Origin of the sequence: Lysobacter arenosi (assembly GCF_016613475.2) — a bacterium.
GTDB lineage: Bacteria > Pseudomonadota > Gammaproteobacteria > Xanthomonadales > Xanthomonadaceae > Lysobacter_J > Lysobacter_J arenosi.
Genome location: NZ_CP071517.1, coordinates 403,587 through 421,280 on the forward strand (window position 1 = coordinate 403,587; position 17,694 = coordinate 421,280).

Below are 17,694 nucleotides of genomic sequence, written 5' to 3' on the forward strand. Positions count from 1 at the left end.
TTTCCGCATGCTCGTGATCGGCGTCGCCGGCACCGAACTTACCGCGCAGGAGCGCGACTGGCTGCAGCACGACGCTTGCGCCGGCGTGATCCTGTTTACCCGCAACTTCGCTTCGCGTGACCAGGTCGCCGAGCTGTCGGCGGCGATCCGCGCCGCAGCCAGGCGCCCGCAGTTGGTCTGCGTCGACCAGGAAGGCGGCCGCGTGCAGCGCTTCCGCGAAGGCTACAGCGCGCTGCCACCGTTGCAGGGCTTCGGCAAGCTGTATGCCGACGACCGTGAGGCAGCGCTGAAGCTCGCCGAAGAGCACGCCTGGTTGATGGCGACCGAAGTGCAGGCCAGCGGTGTCGATCTGAGCTTCGCGCCGGTGGTCGACCTCGGCCGCGGCAACCTGGCGATCGGCAATCGCGCGTTCTCCGAGGATCCGGCCGTGGTCGCCGAGTTCACCCGCGCCTACGTGCGCGGCATGCACGCTGCCGGCATGGCCGCCACGCTCAAGCATTTCCCGGGACACGGCTCGGTGCAGGCCGATACCCATTTCGACGATGCGGTCGATCCGCGTCCGCTCGACGAACTGCGTGCCACCGACCTGGTTCCGTTCGTCGCCGGCATCGATGCCAAGGCCGATGCGGTGATGATGGCGCACGTGAAGTATCCGGCTGTTGCGCCCGAGCCGGCGGGCTATTCGAAGTTGTGGATCAATGACGTGCTGCGCAGCGAGATGGGCTTTCGCGGCGTCGTCTTCAGCGACGACATCGGCATGAAGGCGGCGTTCTCGGTGGGCGGCGTCAAGGCACGCATCGACGCCCATTACGATGCCGGTTGCGACGTGGTGCTGGTGTGCCACCCGCAACTGGTCGAGGAATCGCTGGAAGCGGTGAAGGGGCGCACGCTCAACACGATGGCGCTGACTGGCCTGATTGGTCGCGGCGCGATGGGCTGGGACGGCCTGTTGGCCGACAGCCGCTACGGTTCCGCGCGCAGCCGCCTGGAGGGCCTGGCCTGATGAGCACGACCGCTGCCAAGAGCAACGACCTGGCCGCCGCACTGGCCAATTCCGACCTGCTGATCGACCGGGCCACGCTCGAACAGGCGATCCGGGACATGGCCGCACCGATCCGCGCCGACTACGGCGACGACGATGTGCCGGTGTACCTGACGATCATGCACGGCGGCCTGCCGTTCGCCGCGCAACTGGCGATGGAAGTCGGCGCGCTCGGGCTCGACCTGGAGTTCGACTACCTGCACGCCACGCGTTATCGCGGCGCCACCTCCGGCGGCGAGCTGACCTGGAAGCATCGTCCGGCGACGCCGTTGCAGGGCCGCCGCGTGCTGCTGGCCGACGACATCCTCGATGAGGGCCACACCCTGGCCGCGATCCGCGCCTGGTGCCTGGAGCAGGGTGCCAGCGACGTGCGCATCGCCGCGCTGGCGGTGAAGGTGCACGACCGCTGCGTGCCGGGCCTGCATGCCGACTATGTCGGCGTCGAAGTGCCGGACCGTTACGTGTTCGGCTACGGCATGGACTACCACGAGCAGGGCCGCAACCTGCCGGCGATCTACGCATTGAAGGAATGAGCTGATGAGTGGGATCGCTTTGGCCGTCATCGGCGGCACCGGTCTGTACAAGCTGGCCGCGTTGCGCGACGTGGAAACGCTGCAGCCGACGACGCGCTTCGGTGCGCCGTCCGGGCCGATCCGGCTCGGCACGCTCGACGGTCATCGCGTGGCCTTCCTCGCCCGCCATGGCGAAGGCCATTCGCTGCCGCCGCACAAGATCAACTACCGCGCCAATCTTGCCGCGCTGCAGTCGCTCGGCGCGCAGCGGGTGCTCGCGCTGAACACGGTCGGTGGCATCGGCGAGCGTTTCGGGCCGTGCGTGCTGGCGTGCCCCGATCAGCTGATCGATTACACCTGGGGTCGGGTGTCAACGATTTGTGAAGACGAGGGGTCCGAGGTCCTGCATGTCGACTTCGGCGAGCCGTATACGCGCGCGCTGCGGCAGGACGTGATCGCCGCGGCGGCCAAGGCGGGTGTCGATCTGGTCGCCGAGGGTTGCTACGGGGCGACCCAGGGGCCGCGCCTGGAAACCCGTGCCGAGATCGCGCGGATGCGCCGGGACGGTTGCGATCTGGTCGGCATGACGGGCATGCCCGAAGCCGGGCTGGCGCGCGAATTGGGCCTGGATTACGCCTGTTTGGCCATCGTCGCCAACTGGGCGGCGGGGGCCGGTCCGGACCCGGACGAGGTCATCACCCTGCAGGACGTGCTCGACAATGTGGCCGTCGCCTCGGCCGGTCTGCCGGCGCTGCTGGCGGCCCTGCTCGATCGTTCTGGGCGGGGGTGATTGTCAAGCCGGCGTTCAGTTTGCATACTCGACCGGCGCGTGGGCCCGGCTGTCGGACCCTGCGCGACAACGCATCCAGCATGAGGTTGATAAGGACATGCAGTACGGCACCGTGAAATGGTTCAACGACGCCAAGGGCTTCGGGTTCATTTCGCCCGAGGACGGCAGCGCAGATGTGTTCGCGCATTTCTCTGCGATCAACGCCAAGGGCTTCCGCAGCCTGCAGGAAGGCCAGCGCGTCAGCTACGAGCTGACGCAGGGTCCCGAAGGGCGCGCAAGCGTCGAACATCACGCCGGTGGCGTGATCTGACGCAAGCCCGGCAATATCGGCTTGGAAGGCCCCGCATTGCGGGGCCTTTTTTTATGGGAGCTTTGAAAGCCGGTCCCGGCGCCCTCGGAGGGGCGTCGTCCGCCGGGCCGGGGATCATGGGGCCTAGAATCACCCCATGCCCGCGCCGGAGTCGCAGATGCCCCCGCTGCCGCCGTATGCCACGCACCTGGTCGAGAACCAGCCGCCGGAGTTCGGACCGCGCGACCTGTGGCGCGACGACAGCGCGCTGTGCGAGGCGGTCGTGCGCGAGGGTGGTGGCGATTTCACCGATGCGCTGGCGACCTACGGCGCCCTGGCCGGCGATGAGTTGTACCGGCTCAGCTTCGATGCCCATCGCGACCGTCCGCGCCTGCGCACCCATGACCGCTTCGGCCAGCGCATCGACCCTGGTCGAGTTCCATCCCAACTACCACCGCATCATGCAGGCCGGCATCGAGCACGGTGTCGCCGGGCTGTCGTGGTCGCAACCGCGCCCCGGCGCGCACGTCGCCCGTGCCGCGCTGAGCTACCTGCACCATCAGGTCGAACCGGGCAGCAGTTGCCCACTGACGATGACCCATGCCGCCATTCCGGTGCTTCGGCATGCGCCGGCGTTGCACGAGTGGGCCGGCAAGGCGGCTTCTCCCTACTACGACCCGCGCGATGTCGGCATCGAGCACAAGCTCGGCGTGACGCTGGGCATGGGCATGACCGAGAAGCAGGGCGGCAGCGACGTGCGCGCCAACACCACGCAGGCCACGCCGCTTGCCGCGGAAGGCGAGTACCTGCTGGTGGGGCACAAATGGTTCTTCTCGGCGCCGATGTCCGACGGTTTCCTGGTGCTGGCGCAGGCGCCGGCCGGGCTGAGTTGTTTCCTGTTGCCGCGATGGCGGCCGGACGGTCGCAAGAACGCATTCCGCCTGATGCGGCTCAAGGACAAGCTCGGCGACTGGTCCAACGCGTCATCGGAAGTGGAGTTCGCCGACGCGTGGGCCTGGCGGATCGGTGACGAGGGGCGCGGTGTGGCGACCATCATCGAGATGGTGATGCTGACGCGGTTGGACTGCATGCTCGGCGCCGCGGCGGAAATGCGCATGGCGCTGGCGCAGGCGATGCATCACACCCACCACCGCCGTACGTTCGGCAAGCGCCTGGTCGAGCATGCGCTGATGCGCAACGTGCTCGCCGACCTCGCCATCGAGGCCGAGGCGGCGATCACGCTGTCGATGCGCGTCGCCCGCGCGGTTGACCGCTCCGCGCACGATCTGAAGGAGGCCGCGTTCGCGCGGATCGCCACCGCGATCGGCAAGTACTGGATCTGCAAGCGCGCGCCGGCCTTCGTCAACGAGGCGCAGGAGTGTCTCGGCGGAGCCGGCTACGTCGAGGAATCGATAATGCCGCGCCTGTACCGGCAGGCACCGCTCAACTCGATCTGGGAAGGCAGCGGCAACATCCAGTGCCTGGACGTGATGCGCGCGCTGCAGCGCGAGCCGCAGACCGGGCAGGCCCTGTTGGCCGAGCTCGAGGCGGCAGCGCACCTGGATCCGGACTTCGATGCCGAGCTGAAAGAGCTGCGTCCGGTCCTGGTCGGCGAGGCCGAAGTGCCGGAGGTCGAGGCACGGCGCTGGGTCGAAGCGCTGGCGCTGGCATTGCAGGCCAGCTTGCTGCTGCGCGATGGCAGCCCCATGGCGGAGCCGTTCTGCTGCAGCCGCATCGGCGGTGATCATGGCAACGCACTGGGAACCTTGCCGCGCGATTTCGACTTCGCCCCGCTGATCACACGCGCCTGGCCGACGGGCTGATTGCGCCTTGGTGCCTCAACGCCCGTCGCGGATGCGTCGCAGCTGCGCACGGAGCACATCCGCATGGGCATCGAGCGTGGCGCGGTCGGGCGTCGGCGGCGCGGCCGGGTAGACGCGCAGGAAATCGTCGTCGGGCATGCGCGGATGGATATGGATGTGCATGTGCGCGACCTCCTGGAACGCCGCCTCGCCGATGGAGTGCCACAGGCTCAGGCCCTTGTTCGGGAATGCCTCGCCGACCGCGCGCGTCACCAGTGACACCGTGGCCATCAACGCCGCGCCAGTGGCCGGGTCGAGCTCGCGGACATCGTTCATGTGCCGGCGCGGAATCACCAGCGTATGGCCGGCATGGAACTGGCGCAGGCCAATGAAGGCCATCGTCAGCTCGTCCTCGAAGACGATGCTGGCCGGTGCCTGGCAGGCGGCGATGGCGCAGAACGGACAGTCGGTCGTCGTCATGCAGTCCCGAGTTGGTGCGCGCGCGCAGGTGCGCTGCAAGACACTACCAAATTCCGATTCGCGGTTCGAAGGTCCGGCTCTTGCTGTTGTGTGTCGCGCGTACGCTGATGCTGCCGGGGACGAAGCTCTTGCCCTTGTACACGACGTCCATGCTGAGCTGGTCGACGAGGCCTTCGTTGCGAAGGGACAGGAGGGTTTCAGTCACCAGGTCCATGATCTCCGGGATGCCCGGTGGCACGTAGATCAGGTTGTACGCCTCGCGGTTGCCGCCGAACTCTTCCGGGAAGAGGGTGATCTCGAACAGCATTCCCTGCTGGGCCAGCGCCCGCGCGATTTCGAGTGAGGCGACGTGCGAGTAATCCGACGTGGTTCGCACTGGACGGCGTGGGACCGCGATGCCTGTCGCGATGGCTGCCTGGATGCCAGCCGGTCCAACTGCGTTTGAAGTGAGCCTCATCTGCACCTCGGCATGGCACGTGGCCAACGCTAGGGTGCATCCGGGCAAACGCGGAACGAATGAGAATCGTCTCAAACGTGACTACGATGGTACGTCGTCCTGACGGCGCGTGGCTCAGTCCAGGAACTGCAGCCTGGCCAGCTCCGCGTACAGGCCGTCCTGTTCCAGCAGCTGCGCGTGCGTGCCTTCGGCGACGATGCGGCCGTGGTCCATGACGACGATGCGATCGGCCTTCAACACGGTCGCCAGGCGGTGCGCGATGACCAGCGTCGTGCGCCCTTCCATCAGCGTTTCCAGCGCCTTCTGCACTGCGCGCTCGCTCTGCGCGTCGAGTGCGCTGGTGGCCTCGTCGAGCAGCAGGATCGGGGCGTCCTTGAGCAGCGCACGGGCGATGGCGATGCGCTGCTGCTGACCGCCGGACAGGCGCGCGCCGCGTTCGCCCAGTTCGGTGTCGAGGCCGTCGGGCATGGCGGCGACGAAGTCCGACGCGTGTGCCGCGGCCACGGCGTGCTCGACCTGCGCGTCATCTGCATCGAGGCGACCGTAGCGGATGTTCTCGCGCGCGCTGCTGGCGAAGATGGTCGGCTGCTGCGGCACCAGCGCGATGGCCTCGCGCAGGTCCGGCAATGCCAGCTGGCGGATGTCGATGCCATCGATGCTGACGCGACCCGATTGCGGGTCGTGGAAGCGCAGCAGCATCGAGAACACCGTGCTCTTGCCGGCGCCCGAAGGCCCGACCAGGGCTACGGTCTCGCCAGGGCGCACGCGCAGGCTGAAGCCTTCCAGCGCCGCCGTGTTGGGACGTTGCGGGTAATGGAAGGTGACGTCGTCGAAGTCGATGCTGCCTTGCAGCGGCACCGGCAGCGCGGTGGGTTGCGCCGCCGATGCGACCGCGGTCTCCTCGACTAGCAGCTCGCTGATCCGGCCCATGCCGCCGGCGGCGCGCGCTGCAATTCGTTGAAGACTTCGGCCAGGGCGCCGACGGAGCCGCCGCAGAGCAGGGCATACAGCACGAACTGTCCGAGCGTGCCGGCGCTCATGCGGCCGGCCAGCACGTCGTGCGCGCCAGACCAGAGCACCAGCGTGATCGCACCGAACACCAGCATGATCGCGATGGCGGTGACCCAGGCCTGGGCCTGGATGCGGCGACGCGCGGTGTCGACGGAGGTTTTCACGGCGACGCCGAAGCGTCCCTGCTCGTAGGGTTCGCGTGCGTGCGCCTGCACCGTGCGGACCGCGCCGAGGGTCTCGTTGGCCAGCGCGTTGGCGTCGGCGATGCGGTCCTGGCTGGTGCGAGAGATCTTCTTCAGGCGACGGCCGCCGACCACGATCGGCAACACGGCCAACGGGATGCCGACCAGGGCGAACGCGGCCCAGGCGCGGGCTGGTGACGAACAGCATGGCGATGCTGCCCAGCACGGTCACCGAGCTGCGCAATGCCACCGACATGCTCGAACCGACGACGCTGCGCAGCAGTTCGGCATCGGCGGTCAGGCGCGAGACCAGTTCGCCGCTGCGGTTGCGGTCGTGGAAGCCGGCGTCGAGGCCGATCAGGTGGGCGAACAGACGCTGGCGCAGGTCGGCGACGACGCGTTCGCCCAGCAGCGACACGAAGTAGAAACGCGCGGCCGTGGCCAGCGCCAGCGCGACGGCGACGGCGAACAGCAGCACGAAGGCGCGATCGATCGCGCCGCCGCCCTGGGTGAAGGCCTGGTCGATCATCGTGCCGAAGGCCTTGGGGAAGGTCAGCGTCGCGGTGCTCGATGCCGCCAGCGAGACCAGCCAGGCAACGAACAGGGCGCGGTGCTGGCGCACGAACGGCCACAGCGTGCGCAGGTTGCCGATGGGGGCCTTGATTTGGGTGGCGTCAACGCGGGAATTCATGGCGACCGGATCACTCACATGTCAGGGAGTTCGTCGCCGAAGCGCACCCGGTCACGAGTGGCGTCGCGGAGCCTGACTTTCAAGGGCGACAGTTGCTCAGAGGGTAACCGCAGGCGCAGGTGGGCGCCGTTCGCGTCGAAGCGCTCGTCGAGCTTTTCCGCGGCGTGGGCGGCGATGGCGGCGTGGACGGTGCCGGTGTCGTCGAAGGAATAGTCGAGTTCGACGGTGACATGGACGACGAGAATACGCCGGGGCGCCAGCCGCAGGCATTCGGCCGCGCTGCCGCCATAGGCGCGGACGAGGCCGCCGGCGCCGAGCTTGATGCCGCCGTACCAGCGAGTGACCACGGCCACGACCTGGTCCAGGCCCTGGCCGTCGATGGCGGCCAGGATCGGACGTCCCGCGGTGCCGGCCGGTTCGCCATCGTCGTTGAAGCGATACTCGCTGCCGATCCGGTAGGCCCAGCAGTTGTGCGTGGCGGCGGCATCACCGACCTGGGCGATGAAGTCGAGCGCGGCCTGTGGCGTCGTGACCGGTGCGGCATGGACGATGAAACGGCTGTGCTTGACCTCCAGTTCGAAGGAGGTCGGCGCCGCCAGTGTTGCCGAAGTCATCGCGTCGGGTCGGCGAGCGCGCGCAGGTCGTCCGGCAGGCGCACGCGCGGATATGACTTGCGGAATTGCTCCAGGCTCTGGCGGGCGCCTTCGAGGTCGCCGCCGTCGCGGCGGTCGCGGATGCGCTGCAGCCACTGCGCCGGCGCCAGTTCGCGATCGTCGCGCACCGGCGTGTCGGCCATCGTGATGCGGCTGCCGGTGACTTCGATGCGGTCCAGCGTGGCGCCGGATGCAGTGTCTTCTTCGGCCATGGCATCTGCCGAGGCCGCGGCTGCGCGGTCCGCCGCGACAACCGACGCTGCCTGTGAACGCAGTTCGCGATCCTCGTCGACCTGCTTCGCCGCCTCGTTCGCCGTGGCCTTGCGCTGCATCGCGGAGGCCGCGGCGCGCTGCCGCGGCTCGCCTTCGAATACCGCGGCGGCGGGCGCAGCCGGCGCCGGGGCCGCGGAGTAGGGCATCGAATCGCCGCGCGCGGCTGCCGCCGCGGTCGCCGGCACGGAATGGGTTGCCGGATTGATCGCCTCGTCGAGGAAGTGTTCGTGCGCCTGACCCGGTGCCGGCGCCGCTGTAGCAGCCGGAGCCTCCTTTGCTGCCATGGCATCCGCGCGCTCCGGCGCGGCCTCGCGCTTGGCCATCGCAGGCGCCTGCAGGGCACGCGCAGGGGCGGGCTCGTCGGCCGCCGGTGGCGGCGGTGGGGCGGCTGCCGGCTCGGGCCGCTCGATCACTTCGGCAGTAACAAAGCCAAAATCGCCGGTTTCGTCACGCGGCGCCCGCGGTGCCGGGGCCGATGGCCGCAGCTGCCAGACCACGCCGACGGCCAGCGCCAGCACCGCAGCCATGCCGGCACCGGTGACCAGGGTCGCCGGCACACCGGTCAATGCCAGCCAGCGGCGGTGGCGACGGGGCGCGACGGCGGCGTGCGCGGCGGCAAGGATCTTCGCGTCGAGCGCGGGCGATGGGCCGTCACGCGGCCCCAGTCGCGCCAGCCGGTCGGCCATGGCGCGCTCTTCAGGGGTCAGCGGTTCGTCGAAAGGATGGCTCATGGGTCAGTCGCTCAGCTCGCCGGCGTCACTCAGCCCGGCGCGCAGCTTGTCCATCGCATAGCGCAGGCGCGATTTGACGGTTTCCCGGCCGACGCCGGTGATCTCGCCGATGTCCTCCAGGCTCAGTTCCTGCTCCAGGCGCAGCAGCACCACTTCGCGTTGCTCCTCGGGCAGCGCCGCGATCGCCAGCTGCAGGCGCCGGCGTTGTTCGAATTCGGACAGTTCCCGCTCCGGGGTGGTCGGGTCGGGCACGCGTGCGGCGCGCTCGTCGCCGTCCTCCGGAGCCGCCGGGCGGTGCTTGAGACCGCGCCAGTGATCGTTGAGGCGATTGTGGGCGATGCGGAACAGCCAGGTCCTGAACGCGGCGTCGGGCTTCCAGCCCTGTCGCGCGGCGATGACCCGTTGCCAGACGTCCTGGAAGAACTCGTCGGCGAGGGCGCCGTCGCGCAGCTGGCGCAGCAGGAAGCGGTAGAGCGGGCCGCGGTGGCGGGCGTAGAGCGTCTCGAACGCAGCCGTGTCCCCGCCGGTCCAGGCCAGCATCAACAGGTCGTCGCTCGGATCCTCGCCCGCATTCATCCGCGGCAGGGTACGGGCTGGAGGCGCCGGCGGGAAGCGGTACGGCGCAAACGGCATGATCAGTTGCAGGGCCAGGTCCATATCAGATGAACGGATCGCAGTTCGCGACGGGGTTGATCCACGCATGGCCGGAGGCGCGCTATCCTTCGGCGTCCGACCAGGGGCCCCATCCGCAGTGTCCAATCGCAGCAGGCCAAAGGCCGTTCGAATCGTCGATGCCGGCTACGGTCGCGATTCGCTGGCCGACACGCTGCAGGAGGCCCTGCCGCCCGGTGCCGAAGTCGCCGTCCTCTGGCGCGATCCGAGCACGGGCATATCGGCAGGTTCGGCCTCGCCAGGCGCGACCAGCGCGTTGGCCAGTCGCGCCGAGGTGCTGCTGCAGCGCAGCCCGGTCGGCCATCATTCGCACCGCATCGAGAGTGCCTGGACCACGGCCGAGGGCGTTCGCGTGGCGATCGCCGTGCAGTTGCCCGGCGCGGTTGCCGCCGAGGTGCGCGAGATCTGGCTGACGATGGCCCAGCGCGTGGTCGTCTCGCATCTGGTGGCATTGCGCACGCTGGCCCGCGCGGAATCGCTGGAGAAGTCCGAGCGCCTCCAGCAGGCATTGTTCGAGATCGCCGACCTGGCCGGTTCCGACCTGGAACTGGCCGACATGCTGCGCCGGATCCACACCGTCGTCGCCGGGCTGATGTACGCGGCCAATCTCTACATCGTGCTGTACGACGATGTCCGCGACAGCCTGCGCTTCCTTTACTTCGCCGATCAGGTCGACACCTACGTCGCCGAACCCGAGCGTGACATCGCCATCGACGACATGCCCAACAGCGTGACCGTGGCGCTGCTGCGCCATGGCGAACCGCTGCAGGGTCCGTCGGAACTGATCCGTGACCGCCTCGGCGTCGCCCGCGATGCCCGCCATGGCCCCGACAGCGAGGACTGGCTGGGCGTGCCGATGCGCCGCGAAGACCGCATCTGCGGCGCGATCGTGGTGCAGAGCTACGACCGGCCGGACGTCTATGGCGAAGAGGAGCGGGCACTGCTGTCGTTCGTCGCCCAGCACATCCTCACCGCGCTCGACCGCTTCCACGCCCGCGAGGAGCTTGAACGCCGCGTCGAGGAGCGCACCCAGGCACTGCAGCTGAGCAACCGCGACCTGCAGGCCGAGATCATCGAGCGCCAGCGCGCCGAGCGCCTGCAGCGGGCGTTGTTCCGCATCGCCGAACTGTCGATCACCTCCGAGACGCTGGAGCGCTTCTATACCCAGGTCCACGACGTCGTCAGCGACCTGCTGTACGCGCGCAATTTCTACATCGCGCTGGTCTCCGATGACGGCCAGGGCCTCGAGTTCCCGTACTCGATCGACGAACGCGATGCCAATCGCGTGGCGCGCAAGCTCGCCTCCGGCCTGACCGAGTACGTGATTGCCCGGGGCCGCGCGTTGCTGGCCGACCGCAAGCGCATCGCCGCCCTGGAATCGCAGGGACTGGTGCGCAGCCGCGGCTCACTCGCGCATTGCTGGCTCGGCGTGCCGCTGTTCCACAACGAGTCGGTGGTGGGCGTGATCACCGTGCAGAGCTATTCGCCGGCGATCAACTTCAGCGTCCGCGACCAGGAACTGCTGACCTTCGTTGCCCATCACATCAGCATCGGCCTGGCGCGCAAGCAGGCGCAGGACCGCCTCGTCTCGGCGCATGCCGAGCTGGAGCAGCGGGTCGATTCGCGCACGCGCGAGCTGGCCCAGGCCAACACCGAGCTGCTGGCGCAGATCGGCGAGCGCCTGCGCGTGGAGCAGCAGCTGACCCACCAGGCGATGCACGACGCGCTGACCGGGTTGCCCAACCGCAGCCAGCTGCTCGACCGGCTGGCGCAGGCAATCACCCGCGCGCGCAGCGAGCAGGAGAGCACGTTCGCGGTGCTGTTCCTGGACCTGGACCGTTTCAAGCTGGTCAACGACAGCGTCGGCCATTCCGCCGGTGACGAACTGCTGGTCGAGGCCGGGCGCCGGATCGTCGAGGCCGTCCGCGAGGACGACACCGTCGCGCGCCTGGGCGGTGACGAGTACGCCATCCTGATCGAGGACATCGACGGCCCCGAGGTCGCCGAGGAGCTGGCCCAGCGCGTGCTGCGCGCACTGGGCGAGCCGTGCTGGATCGCCGGGCGAGAAGTGTTTCCGTCGGCCAGCCTCGGCATCGCCCTGTGGCATCCGCGCTATCGCACCGGCGCCGAGCTGCTGCGTGACGCCGATGCCGCCATGTACCGGGCCAAGGCCGCCGGACGCGACCGCTGCGCGGTGTTCGACGAGGCCATGCGTGAGGAAGCCGTGCGCATCCTCGACCTCGAGGCCGACCTGCGCCGTGCCATCAATGGCGACGGCTTCGTCGCCTTCTACCAGCCGATCGTGCGCCTGGACGACCACCGCGTGATCGGCCACGAAGCCCTGCTGCGCTGGCGCCATGAGCGCCGCGGTCTGCTGACGCCGAGCGAATTCATCGGCGTGGGCGAGGACAGTGGCCTGATCGAGGAGGTCGACTGGATCCTCTACGGCCAGGTCATGGAAGAACTCGCCCGTGGCGGCGAGGGCTACATCTCGGTCAACGTGTCGCCGCGGCATTTCCGCTCGGGCGACTTCGCCGACCGCCTGCTGCGCATGATCGACGATGCCGGCGCCGACCCGCACCGCCTGCGCATCGAGATCACCGAGGTGGCCCTGCTCGACGACGTGCCGCGTGCGCTGCGGATGCTGCGCACCCTGCGCAGCCATGGCGTGCTCGCCCAGCTCGACGACTTCGGCACCGGCTTCTCGGCGCTGTCGTACCTGCACCGCTTCCCGATCGAGTGCCTGAAGATCGACCAGAGCTTCGTCTCCGGGCTGATCGGCGACGCCCAGCCCGAGAGCGTGGCGGTGGTCCGCGCGATCCAGGCACTGGCCGGCACCCTGGGCATCCATACCATCGGTGAGGGTGTCGAGACCGAAGCCCAGCGCGCGGCCCTGCGCGAGCTCGGCTGTACCTACGGCCAGGGCTACCTGTTCGGCTACCCGGCCGAACGCATCCAACCCCAGGCCCTGCTGCGCGCCGTCAGCGGCTGACGACAGCCGCAATCCCCAGCCTCTGACCGCCCCTCGGCCGCCCCGGTCGGGCAGGGCGCGGGCTATGTCGTGCCCGGCAACATTCATGCCGCCAAAAAGCAAAGACAAACGACCCATTTCATGAATGGGGCGTGTGGACGCCGATTGTTCCGATTTGTCAATGGAAATATGGCTGTTTCGTAAAGTTCATGTGAAAGTTGCATTAAAAATGTGACGTACGTCACAAATCACAGAATCAATGAAGGTGAACGCCGCGTTAACCGTTGACCCGGAGATATGCCTGAAGTCATGGTCGCTAGGCCCTACGGGGCAATTCCATTTGCTGAATTTGGGGGGAAATGTGTCTAAACGTTCATCCATGAACCGCAATTTGCGGCGCAGCGCGCTTACCGTGGCGCTCGGCGTGTGCTTCGCCTCTTCAGGCGTCCACGCCCAGTCCACCGCTGGTGCCGTGTTCGGTCAGGCGACGGCTGGGGAGACCGTCGTCGTCGAGAACCCGGCAACGGGCTTCCGTCGCGAAATCACCGTGACAGGCGATGGCACCTATCGCGTGCCGGCTCTGTCGCCCGGCCAGTACCGCATCACCCTGCAGCGTGCCGACGGCACGACCGCAGTCCGCGAAGGCGTCGCAGTCAACGTTGGTACCGGTACCCCGGTCAACTTCGCCTCGGCTGCCGGCGGCTCGGCCACCACCCTCGACAGCGTTGTCGTGGTCGGTGCCCAGGCGGTGAACCCGATCGACGTCTCGTCGGTCGAGTCCACCACCATCCTGACCGCCGCCCAGATCGCCAAGATCCCGGTGCTGCGTGACGCCACCTCGGTCGCCCTGCTGGCTCCGGGTACCGTCCGCGGCGACAACGCCTTCGGCAACCTGGCCTCGTTCGGTGGTTCCTCGGTCGCCGAGAACCAGTACTACGTCAACGGCTTCAACGTCACCAACTCGTTCCGCGGCCTGAACTTCTCGAAGATTCCCTTCGAGGCAGTGGCAGAGCAGCAGATCAAGACCGGTGGCTACGGCGCCGAGTTCGGTCGTTCGCTGGGCGGCGTGATCAACCAGGTCACCAAGCGCGGTACCAACGAGTTTGAAGCCGGTGCGAACGTGTTCTGGCTGCCGGAAGGCCTGCGCGAAGACGTCGAGAACACCTACTACTCCAACCCGCTGGTTCCGGGTGACATCGGCAAGCTGCGCCAGGACAACTCCAAGGACAGCGACGGCTCGTACAACACCAGCGTCTGGGCTGGCGGCGCGCTGATCAAGGACAAGCTGTTCGCCTGGGGCCTGCTCTCGTACAGCAACCAGGAACAGGACATCTACAACAGCGTCGTCTCCCGCCAGAACTCGACCGACAAGATCGACGGTCCGACCTGGTTGTTGAAGGTGGACTGGAACATCAACGACAGCAACAAGGTCGAGTTCACCGCGTTCTCGGACCAGCAGGACACCACCAGCGCCAACTACCTGAACCCGCTGGCTTCGCTTGACCGTGGTGCGCTGATCGGTACGTCGTACCTGGAAACCGGTGGCGAAAACTACATCGCCCGCTACACCGGCTACCTGACCGACTCCTTCACGCTGTCGGCGCTGTATGGCCACAGCGAGTTCTCGCGTTCGCGCCACCTGGTCACGGCCAACGGCACGCGCGTGGAGTACGGCGGCGACCTGCATGTGCCGGCCACCGGCTGTCCGGTCATCACCGACGTCCGCCCGGGCTACCGCACCGCCATCACCGGCGTCTATGCCAGCTCGTGCAACATCACCGGCACTTCGATCGACCGCATCGACTCGGGCGACACGCGTGATGCGTGGCGTATCGATGGCGACTGGCAGATCGGCGACCACCAGATCGGTTTCGGTTTCGACGCGGACGACTACGAGTCCATCGCCGGCCAGTCGATCGAAGGCGGCCGCATCTGGCGCTACTCGACCAACAACGGTCCGGACGGTCGCGCCAACACCGGCGACGAGTTCGACATCGTCCGCGAGCAGATCGTGACCCAGGGTTCGACGGTCAAGGTCAAGCAGCACGCGATCTACGTCGAGGACAACTGGAACATCACCGACAACTTCCTCGCCTACATCGGCGCGCGTTGGGACACGTTCGAGAACCTCAACGGCTTCGGCCAGACCTACGTCAAGATCGAGGACCAGTTCGGTCCGCGCCTGGGCTTCTCGTGGGACGTCAATGGCGACTCCACGCTGAAGCTGTACGGTAACGCCGGCCGCTACGCGCTGCCGCTGACGCCGAGCGTGGCCGTGCGTGGCGCCAGCGCCTCGCTGTTCACCCGCCAGAACTTCCGCTTTGCCGGTGTCGATCCGGCGACGGGTGCTCCGATCGGTCTGAACACGCCTGGTGCGCTGCAGTACGTCAACGGTGAATTCGGCGAGCCGAAGAACCCGGCGACCATTGCCGCCACCAACCTCGACCCGATGTACCAGGACGAGTTCATCCTCGGCTTCCAGAAGCAGATCACCGAGCACCAGAGCATCGGCGCGCGCGGTATCTACCGCAAGCTGAAGGCGGCCATCGACGACAACTGCGATTACAACCCGATCGTCGAGCAGGCCGTCGCCGACGGCTTCGACCCGGTCCTGCCGGGCGCGGGCTTCCCGTACTGCCGCATGTTCAACCCGGGTGCTGATTCGGTGTTCCTGACCGACCTGGAAGACAACGGCACGCTCACCGAGTACACCGTCCAGGGTGACCTGCTGTCGCCGGAAGCCAAGCGCAGCTACAAGTCGCTGGAACTGTTCTGGGATGGCGGCTGGGAGAAGTTCTTCTTCCAGGCTTCGTACACGCTGGCATGGAACAAGGGCAACACCGAAGGTGGCGTCAAGTCGGACATCGGCCAGGCCGATACCAGCGTGACCCAGGACTTCGACTACAAGGAACTGGCGGTTGATTCCTACGGCTACCTGCCGAACGATCGTCGCCACAGCCTGAAGGTGTTCGGCAACTATCAGTTCAACGATGAGTGGTCGGTCGGTGCCAACGTGCTGGTGCAGTCGGGTCGTCCGATCAACTGCCTCGGCGTGCTGTACCCGTACCACGGCGGCATCCACCCGTACGGCTCCTCGTTCTTCCGTTGCGGTACGACGGAAGCCGGTGGCCGCGACGGTCCGGCCGAAGCCATGCCGCGCGGTACCGCAGGTCGCCTGCCGTGGACCAACTCGATCGACTTGAACGTGGCCTACTTCCCGAGCTGGGCGACGGGCCTGCAGTTCAAGATGGACATCTTCAACGTGTTCAACAACCAGAAGGTCACCTCGGTGACGGAAGTGGCAGAGGACGCCACCACCGGCGCACCGCTGAACACCTATCTGTTGCCGCGCACCTTCCAGGCACCGCGCCAGTTCCGCTTCATGGTGCAGTACGACTTCTAAGATTCAAGTTCCACTATTTCTCTCTCACGGCCGCCGCAAGGCGGCCGTTTTTTTTGTGGAAAGCCGCATTTTCCGGGCTCCAGAGCGTTGTGCGGGCAACGGTTGCCGCTATGCTTGAAGCGTTCTTCCGATGGCGGATCTATGCAGGCTGTTCTTTCTGAAATGTGGGGCCAGGCGCAGCGGCTCGAAGCCGAAGGCGCCTGGGATCGGGCAGGGCGCGTGTACGAGGACATGCTGGCCAAGGAGCCGCACCACGTGCCGGCGCAGTTGCGCATGTCGCGGCTGGCCCAGTTCGGCGATCGCTACTGCGCGGCGCGCGAGCACGCGCTGCGCGCCGCCGACGCGGTGCGCCTGAAGGCCAGCACGCGCAATGCCGGCTACGTCACCGGGCGCCTGCTGGAGTTCGCCGAGGAGGCCGAAGTGGCCTCGGTGATCCTGTCGGCCGACTGGTCCGATCCGAACATCCTGCAGCAGTCGGCGGTCCTCGCCCAGCACCTGTGGTTGGCGGGGCGCTATGAAGACGCGCTGCGCTTCCTCGACGCGGTCGCACGTCATGTGCCGGCCCATCCGCTGCTGTCGTTCACGCGCGGCAACGTCCTGCGCTTCCTCGGCGACATGGCCGGCGCCGAGCAGGCATACGAGGCGGCGCTTGCGCTGTCTCCCGGTCTTGCCGATGCGCACTGGGCGCTTGCCACGCACTCGCGCGCGCGAGTGCCGATGCAGCGTGTCCCGCGCATTCGCCAGGCGCTGTCGCGCAGCCCCGCGGGTGGTGTCGAACAGGCCCATCTTCTCTACGCGCTGTTCCACGAAATGGATGCGGCGGGCGAGGTCGACGAGGCCTGGCAGGCGCTCGAACAGGGCGCGGCGATCATGCGCCGGCGCCTGGCCTATGACGCCTCGGCCGAAGCGGCGTATCTGCAGGCGTTGATGCGGCTGCCGGTGCCGGCGGCCGCCGAGGCGGTGGCGGCGCAGGCGCTTGCGTCGAGCGAACGTCCGCAGCCGGTTTTCATCGTCGGCATGCCGCGCAGCGGCACGACGTTGCTCGATCGCATCCTCGGCAACCACGGCTGGGTGGATTCGCTCGGCGAGCGCAACGATTTCCAGATGGCGCTGAGCCAGGCTTCCGACCACTTCTTCCACCGCACGCCGGCCAGCCTGGAGCGGGTGGCGCAGGTGGATGCGCGGACAGCCGGCCATCTGTTCCAGCAGCGGATGCGATTGCTCGCGCCGGGCCGTCCCTGCGTGCTCGACAAGAATCCGCAGAACCTGTTCAACATCCCGCTGATCCTGCGGGCGCTGCCGCATGCGCGCATCCTGTGCCTGCGTCGCGATCCGATGGATGCCTGTTTCTCCAACCTCAAGGAATTGTTCCAGGGCGACGCCTATGCGTACAGCTACGGCCTGGACGACCTGGCCGCGCACAGCGGACATGCGCAGCAGTGGATGCAGCATTGGCAGGACGCCGCGCCGCACGCCGTGCGCGTGGTCGACTACGAAGCACTCGTGGCCGACCCGGAGACTGTCGCGGCGCAACTGATCGAGTTCATCGGACTGCCCGCGCAGGCGGGTCTTTCCGACATCACGCGCAACGACGCGCCCGTGTCGACCGCGAGCAGCAGCCAGGTGCGTGAAGGTATCCACGGCCGCTCGCTCGGCGCCTGGAAGCGCTATGAGCAACAGCTGCAACCGCTGCGCGAACGGATGGGTGGCTGAGATGTCGAACGTCGCCCCCTCC

General features: G+C 67.7%; 11 protein-coding genes and 3 pseudogenes. 8 read left to right on the forward strand and 6 right to left on the reverse strand.

Translation table 11 applies throughout. The features are described from left to right. The first annotated feature begins 7 nt into the window (after positions 1–7). From nagZ to HIV01_RS02125, 5 genes and pseudogenes are all read left to right on the forward strand, one after another. Positions 8–1,003 (forward strand): beta-N-acetylhexosaminidase, encoded by a 996-nt coding sequence (nagZ, locus tag HIV01_RS02105; RefSeq protein WP_200604613.1) that lies wholly within the window; start codon positions 8–10, stop codon positions 1,001–1,003. Next, positions 1,003–1,575: a hypoxanthine-guanine phosphoribosyltransferase gene (locus tag HIV01_RS02110; protein WP_200604614.1), complete on the forward strand. Its 573-nt coding sequence runs from the start codon at positions 1,003–1,005 to the stop codon at positions 1,573–1,575. The genes nagZ and HIV01_RS02110 overlap by 1 nt, the downstream gene beginning before the upstream one ends. A 4-nt stretch (positions 1,576–1,579) precedes the next feature. Next, complete coding sequence (locus HIV01_RS02115) at positions 1,580–2,344, forward strand: S-methyl-5'-thioinosine phosphorylase (RefSeq protein ID WP_200604615.1); 765 nt, start codon at positions 1,580–1,582, stop codon at positions 2,342–2,344. A 97-nt stretch (positions 2,345–2,441) separates the two neighbouring features. Beyond that, positions 2,442–2,649: pseudogene (locus tag HIV01_RS02120) on the forward strand (cold-shock protein). Positions 2,650–2,811: 162 nt separating this feature from the next. Further along, positions 2,812–4,456, forward strand: a pseudogene (locus tag HIV01_RS02125) (acyl-CoA dehydrogenase family protein). Positions 4,457–4,471: 15 nt separating this feature from the next. On the opposite strand, the gene HIV01_RS02130 reads toward HIV01_RS02125, so the two are convergent. From HIV01_RS02130 to HIV01_RS02155, 6 genes and pseudogenes are all read right to left on the reverse strand, one after another. Beyond that, positions 4,472–4,915, reverse strand: a complete 444-nt coding sequence (locus tag HIV01_RS02130) for an HIT family protein (RefSeq protein ID WP_200604616.1) — start codon at positions 4,913–4,915, stop codon at positions 4,472–4,474. Between the two features lie 43 nt (positions 4,916–4,958). Continuing rightward, complete coding sequence (locus HIV01_RS02135; protein ID WP_200604617.1) at positions 4,959–5,291, reverse strand: hypothetical protein; 333 nt, start codon at positions 5,289–5,291, stop codon at positions 4,959–4,961. Between the two features lie 195 nt (positions 5,292–5,486). Further along, positions 5,487–7,256: pseudogene (locus HIV01_RS02140) on the reverse strand (ABC transporter transmembrane domain-containing protein). A gap of 14 nt (positions 7,257–7,270) precedes the next feature. Beyond that, positions 7,271–7,870 (reverse strand): IMPACT family protein, encoded by a 600-nt coding sequence (locus tag HIV01_RS02145; protein ID WP_200604619.1) that lies wholly within the window; start codon positions 7,868–7,870, stop codon positions 7,271–7,273. Beyond that, positions 7,867–8,913: a hypothetical protein gene (locus tag HIV01_RS02150; protein ID WP_200604620.1), complete on the reverse strand. Its 1,047-nt coding sequence runs from the start codon at positions 8,911–8,913 to the stop codon at positions 7,867–7,869. Before HIV01_RS02150 ends, HIV01_RS02145 begins: the two co-directional genes overlap by 4 nt. Positions 8,914–8,916: 3 nt before the next feature. After that, positions 8,917–9,489, reverse strand: a complete 573-nt coding sequence (locus tag HIV01_RS02155) for an RNA polymerase sigma factor (RefSeq protein WP_200606307.1) — start codon at positions 9,487–9,489, stop codon at positions 8,917–8,919. Between the two features lie 175 nt (positions 9,490–9,664). Here HIV01_RS02155 and HIV01_RS02160 point away from each other — a divergent pair, with 175 nt between their 5' ends. The 3 genes from HIV01_RS02160 to HIV01_RS02170 all read left to right on the forward strand — a co-directional run bounded on the left by HIV01_RS02160 (position 9,665) and on the right by HIV01_RS02170 (position 17,672). Then, positions 9,665–12,577 carry an EAL domain-containing protein gene (locus HIV01_RS02160; RefSeq protein WP_245156889.1) on the forward strand — a complete coding sequence of 971 codons (2,913 nt, stop codon included), beginning with the start codon at positions 9,665–9,667 and terminating at the stop codon, positions 12,575–12,577. 358 nt (positions 12,578–12,935) lie between these two features. Next, positions 12,936–15,959, forward strand: a complete 3,024-nt coding sequence (locus HIV01_RS02165; RefSeq protein ID WP_200604622.1) for a TonB-dependent receptor — start codon at positions 12,936–12,938, stop codon at positions 15,957–15,959. Positions 15,960–16,073: 114 nt separating this feature from the next. After that, positions 16,074–17,672: a tetratricopeptide repeat-containing sulfotransferase family protein gene (locus HIV01_RS02170; protein ID WP_207527055.1), complete on the forward strand. Its 1,599-nt coding sequence runs from the start codon at positions 16,074–16,076 to the stop codon at positions 17,670–17,672. Positions 17,673–17,694: the final 22 nt, after the last annotated feature.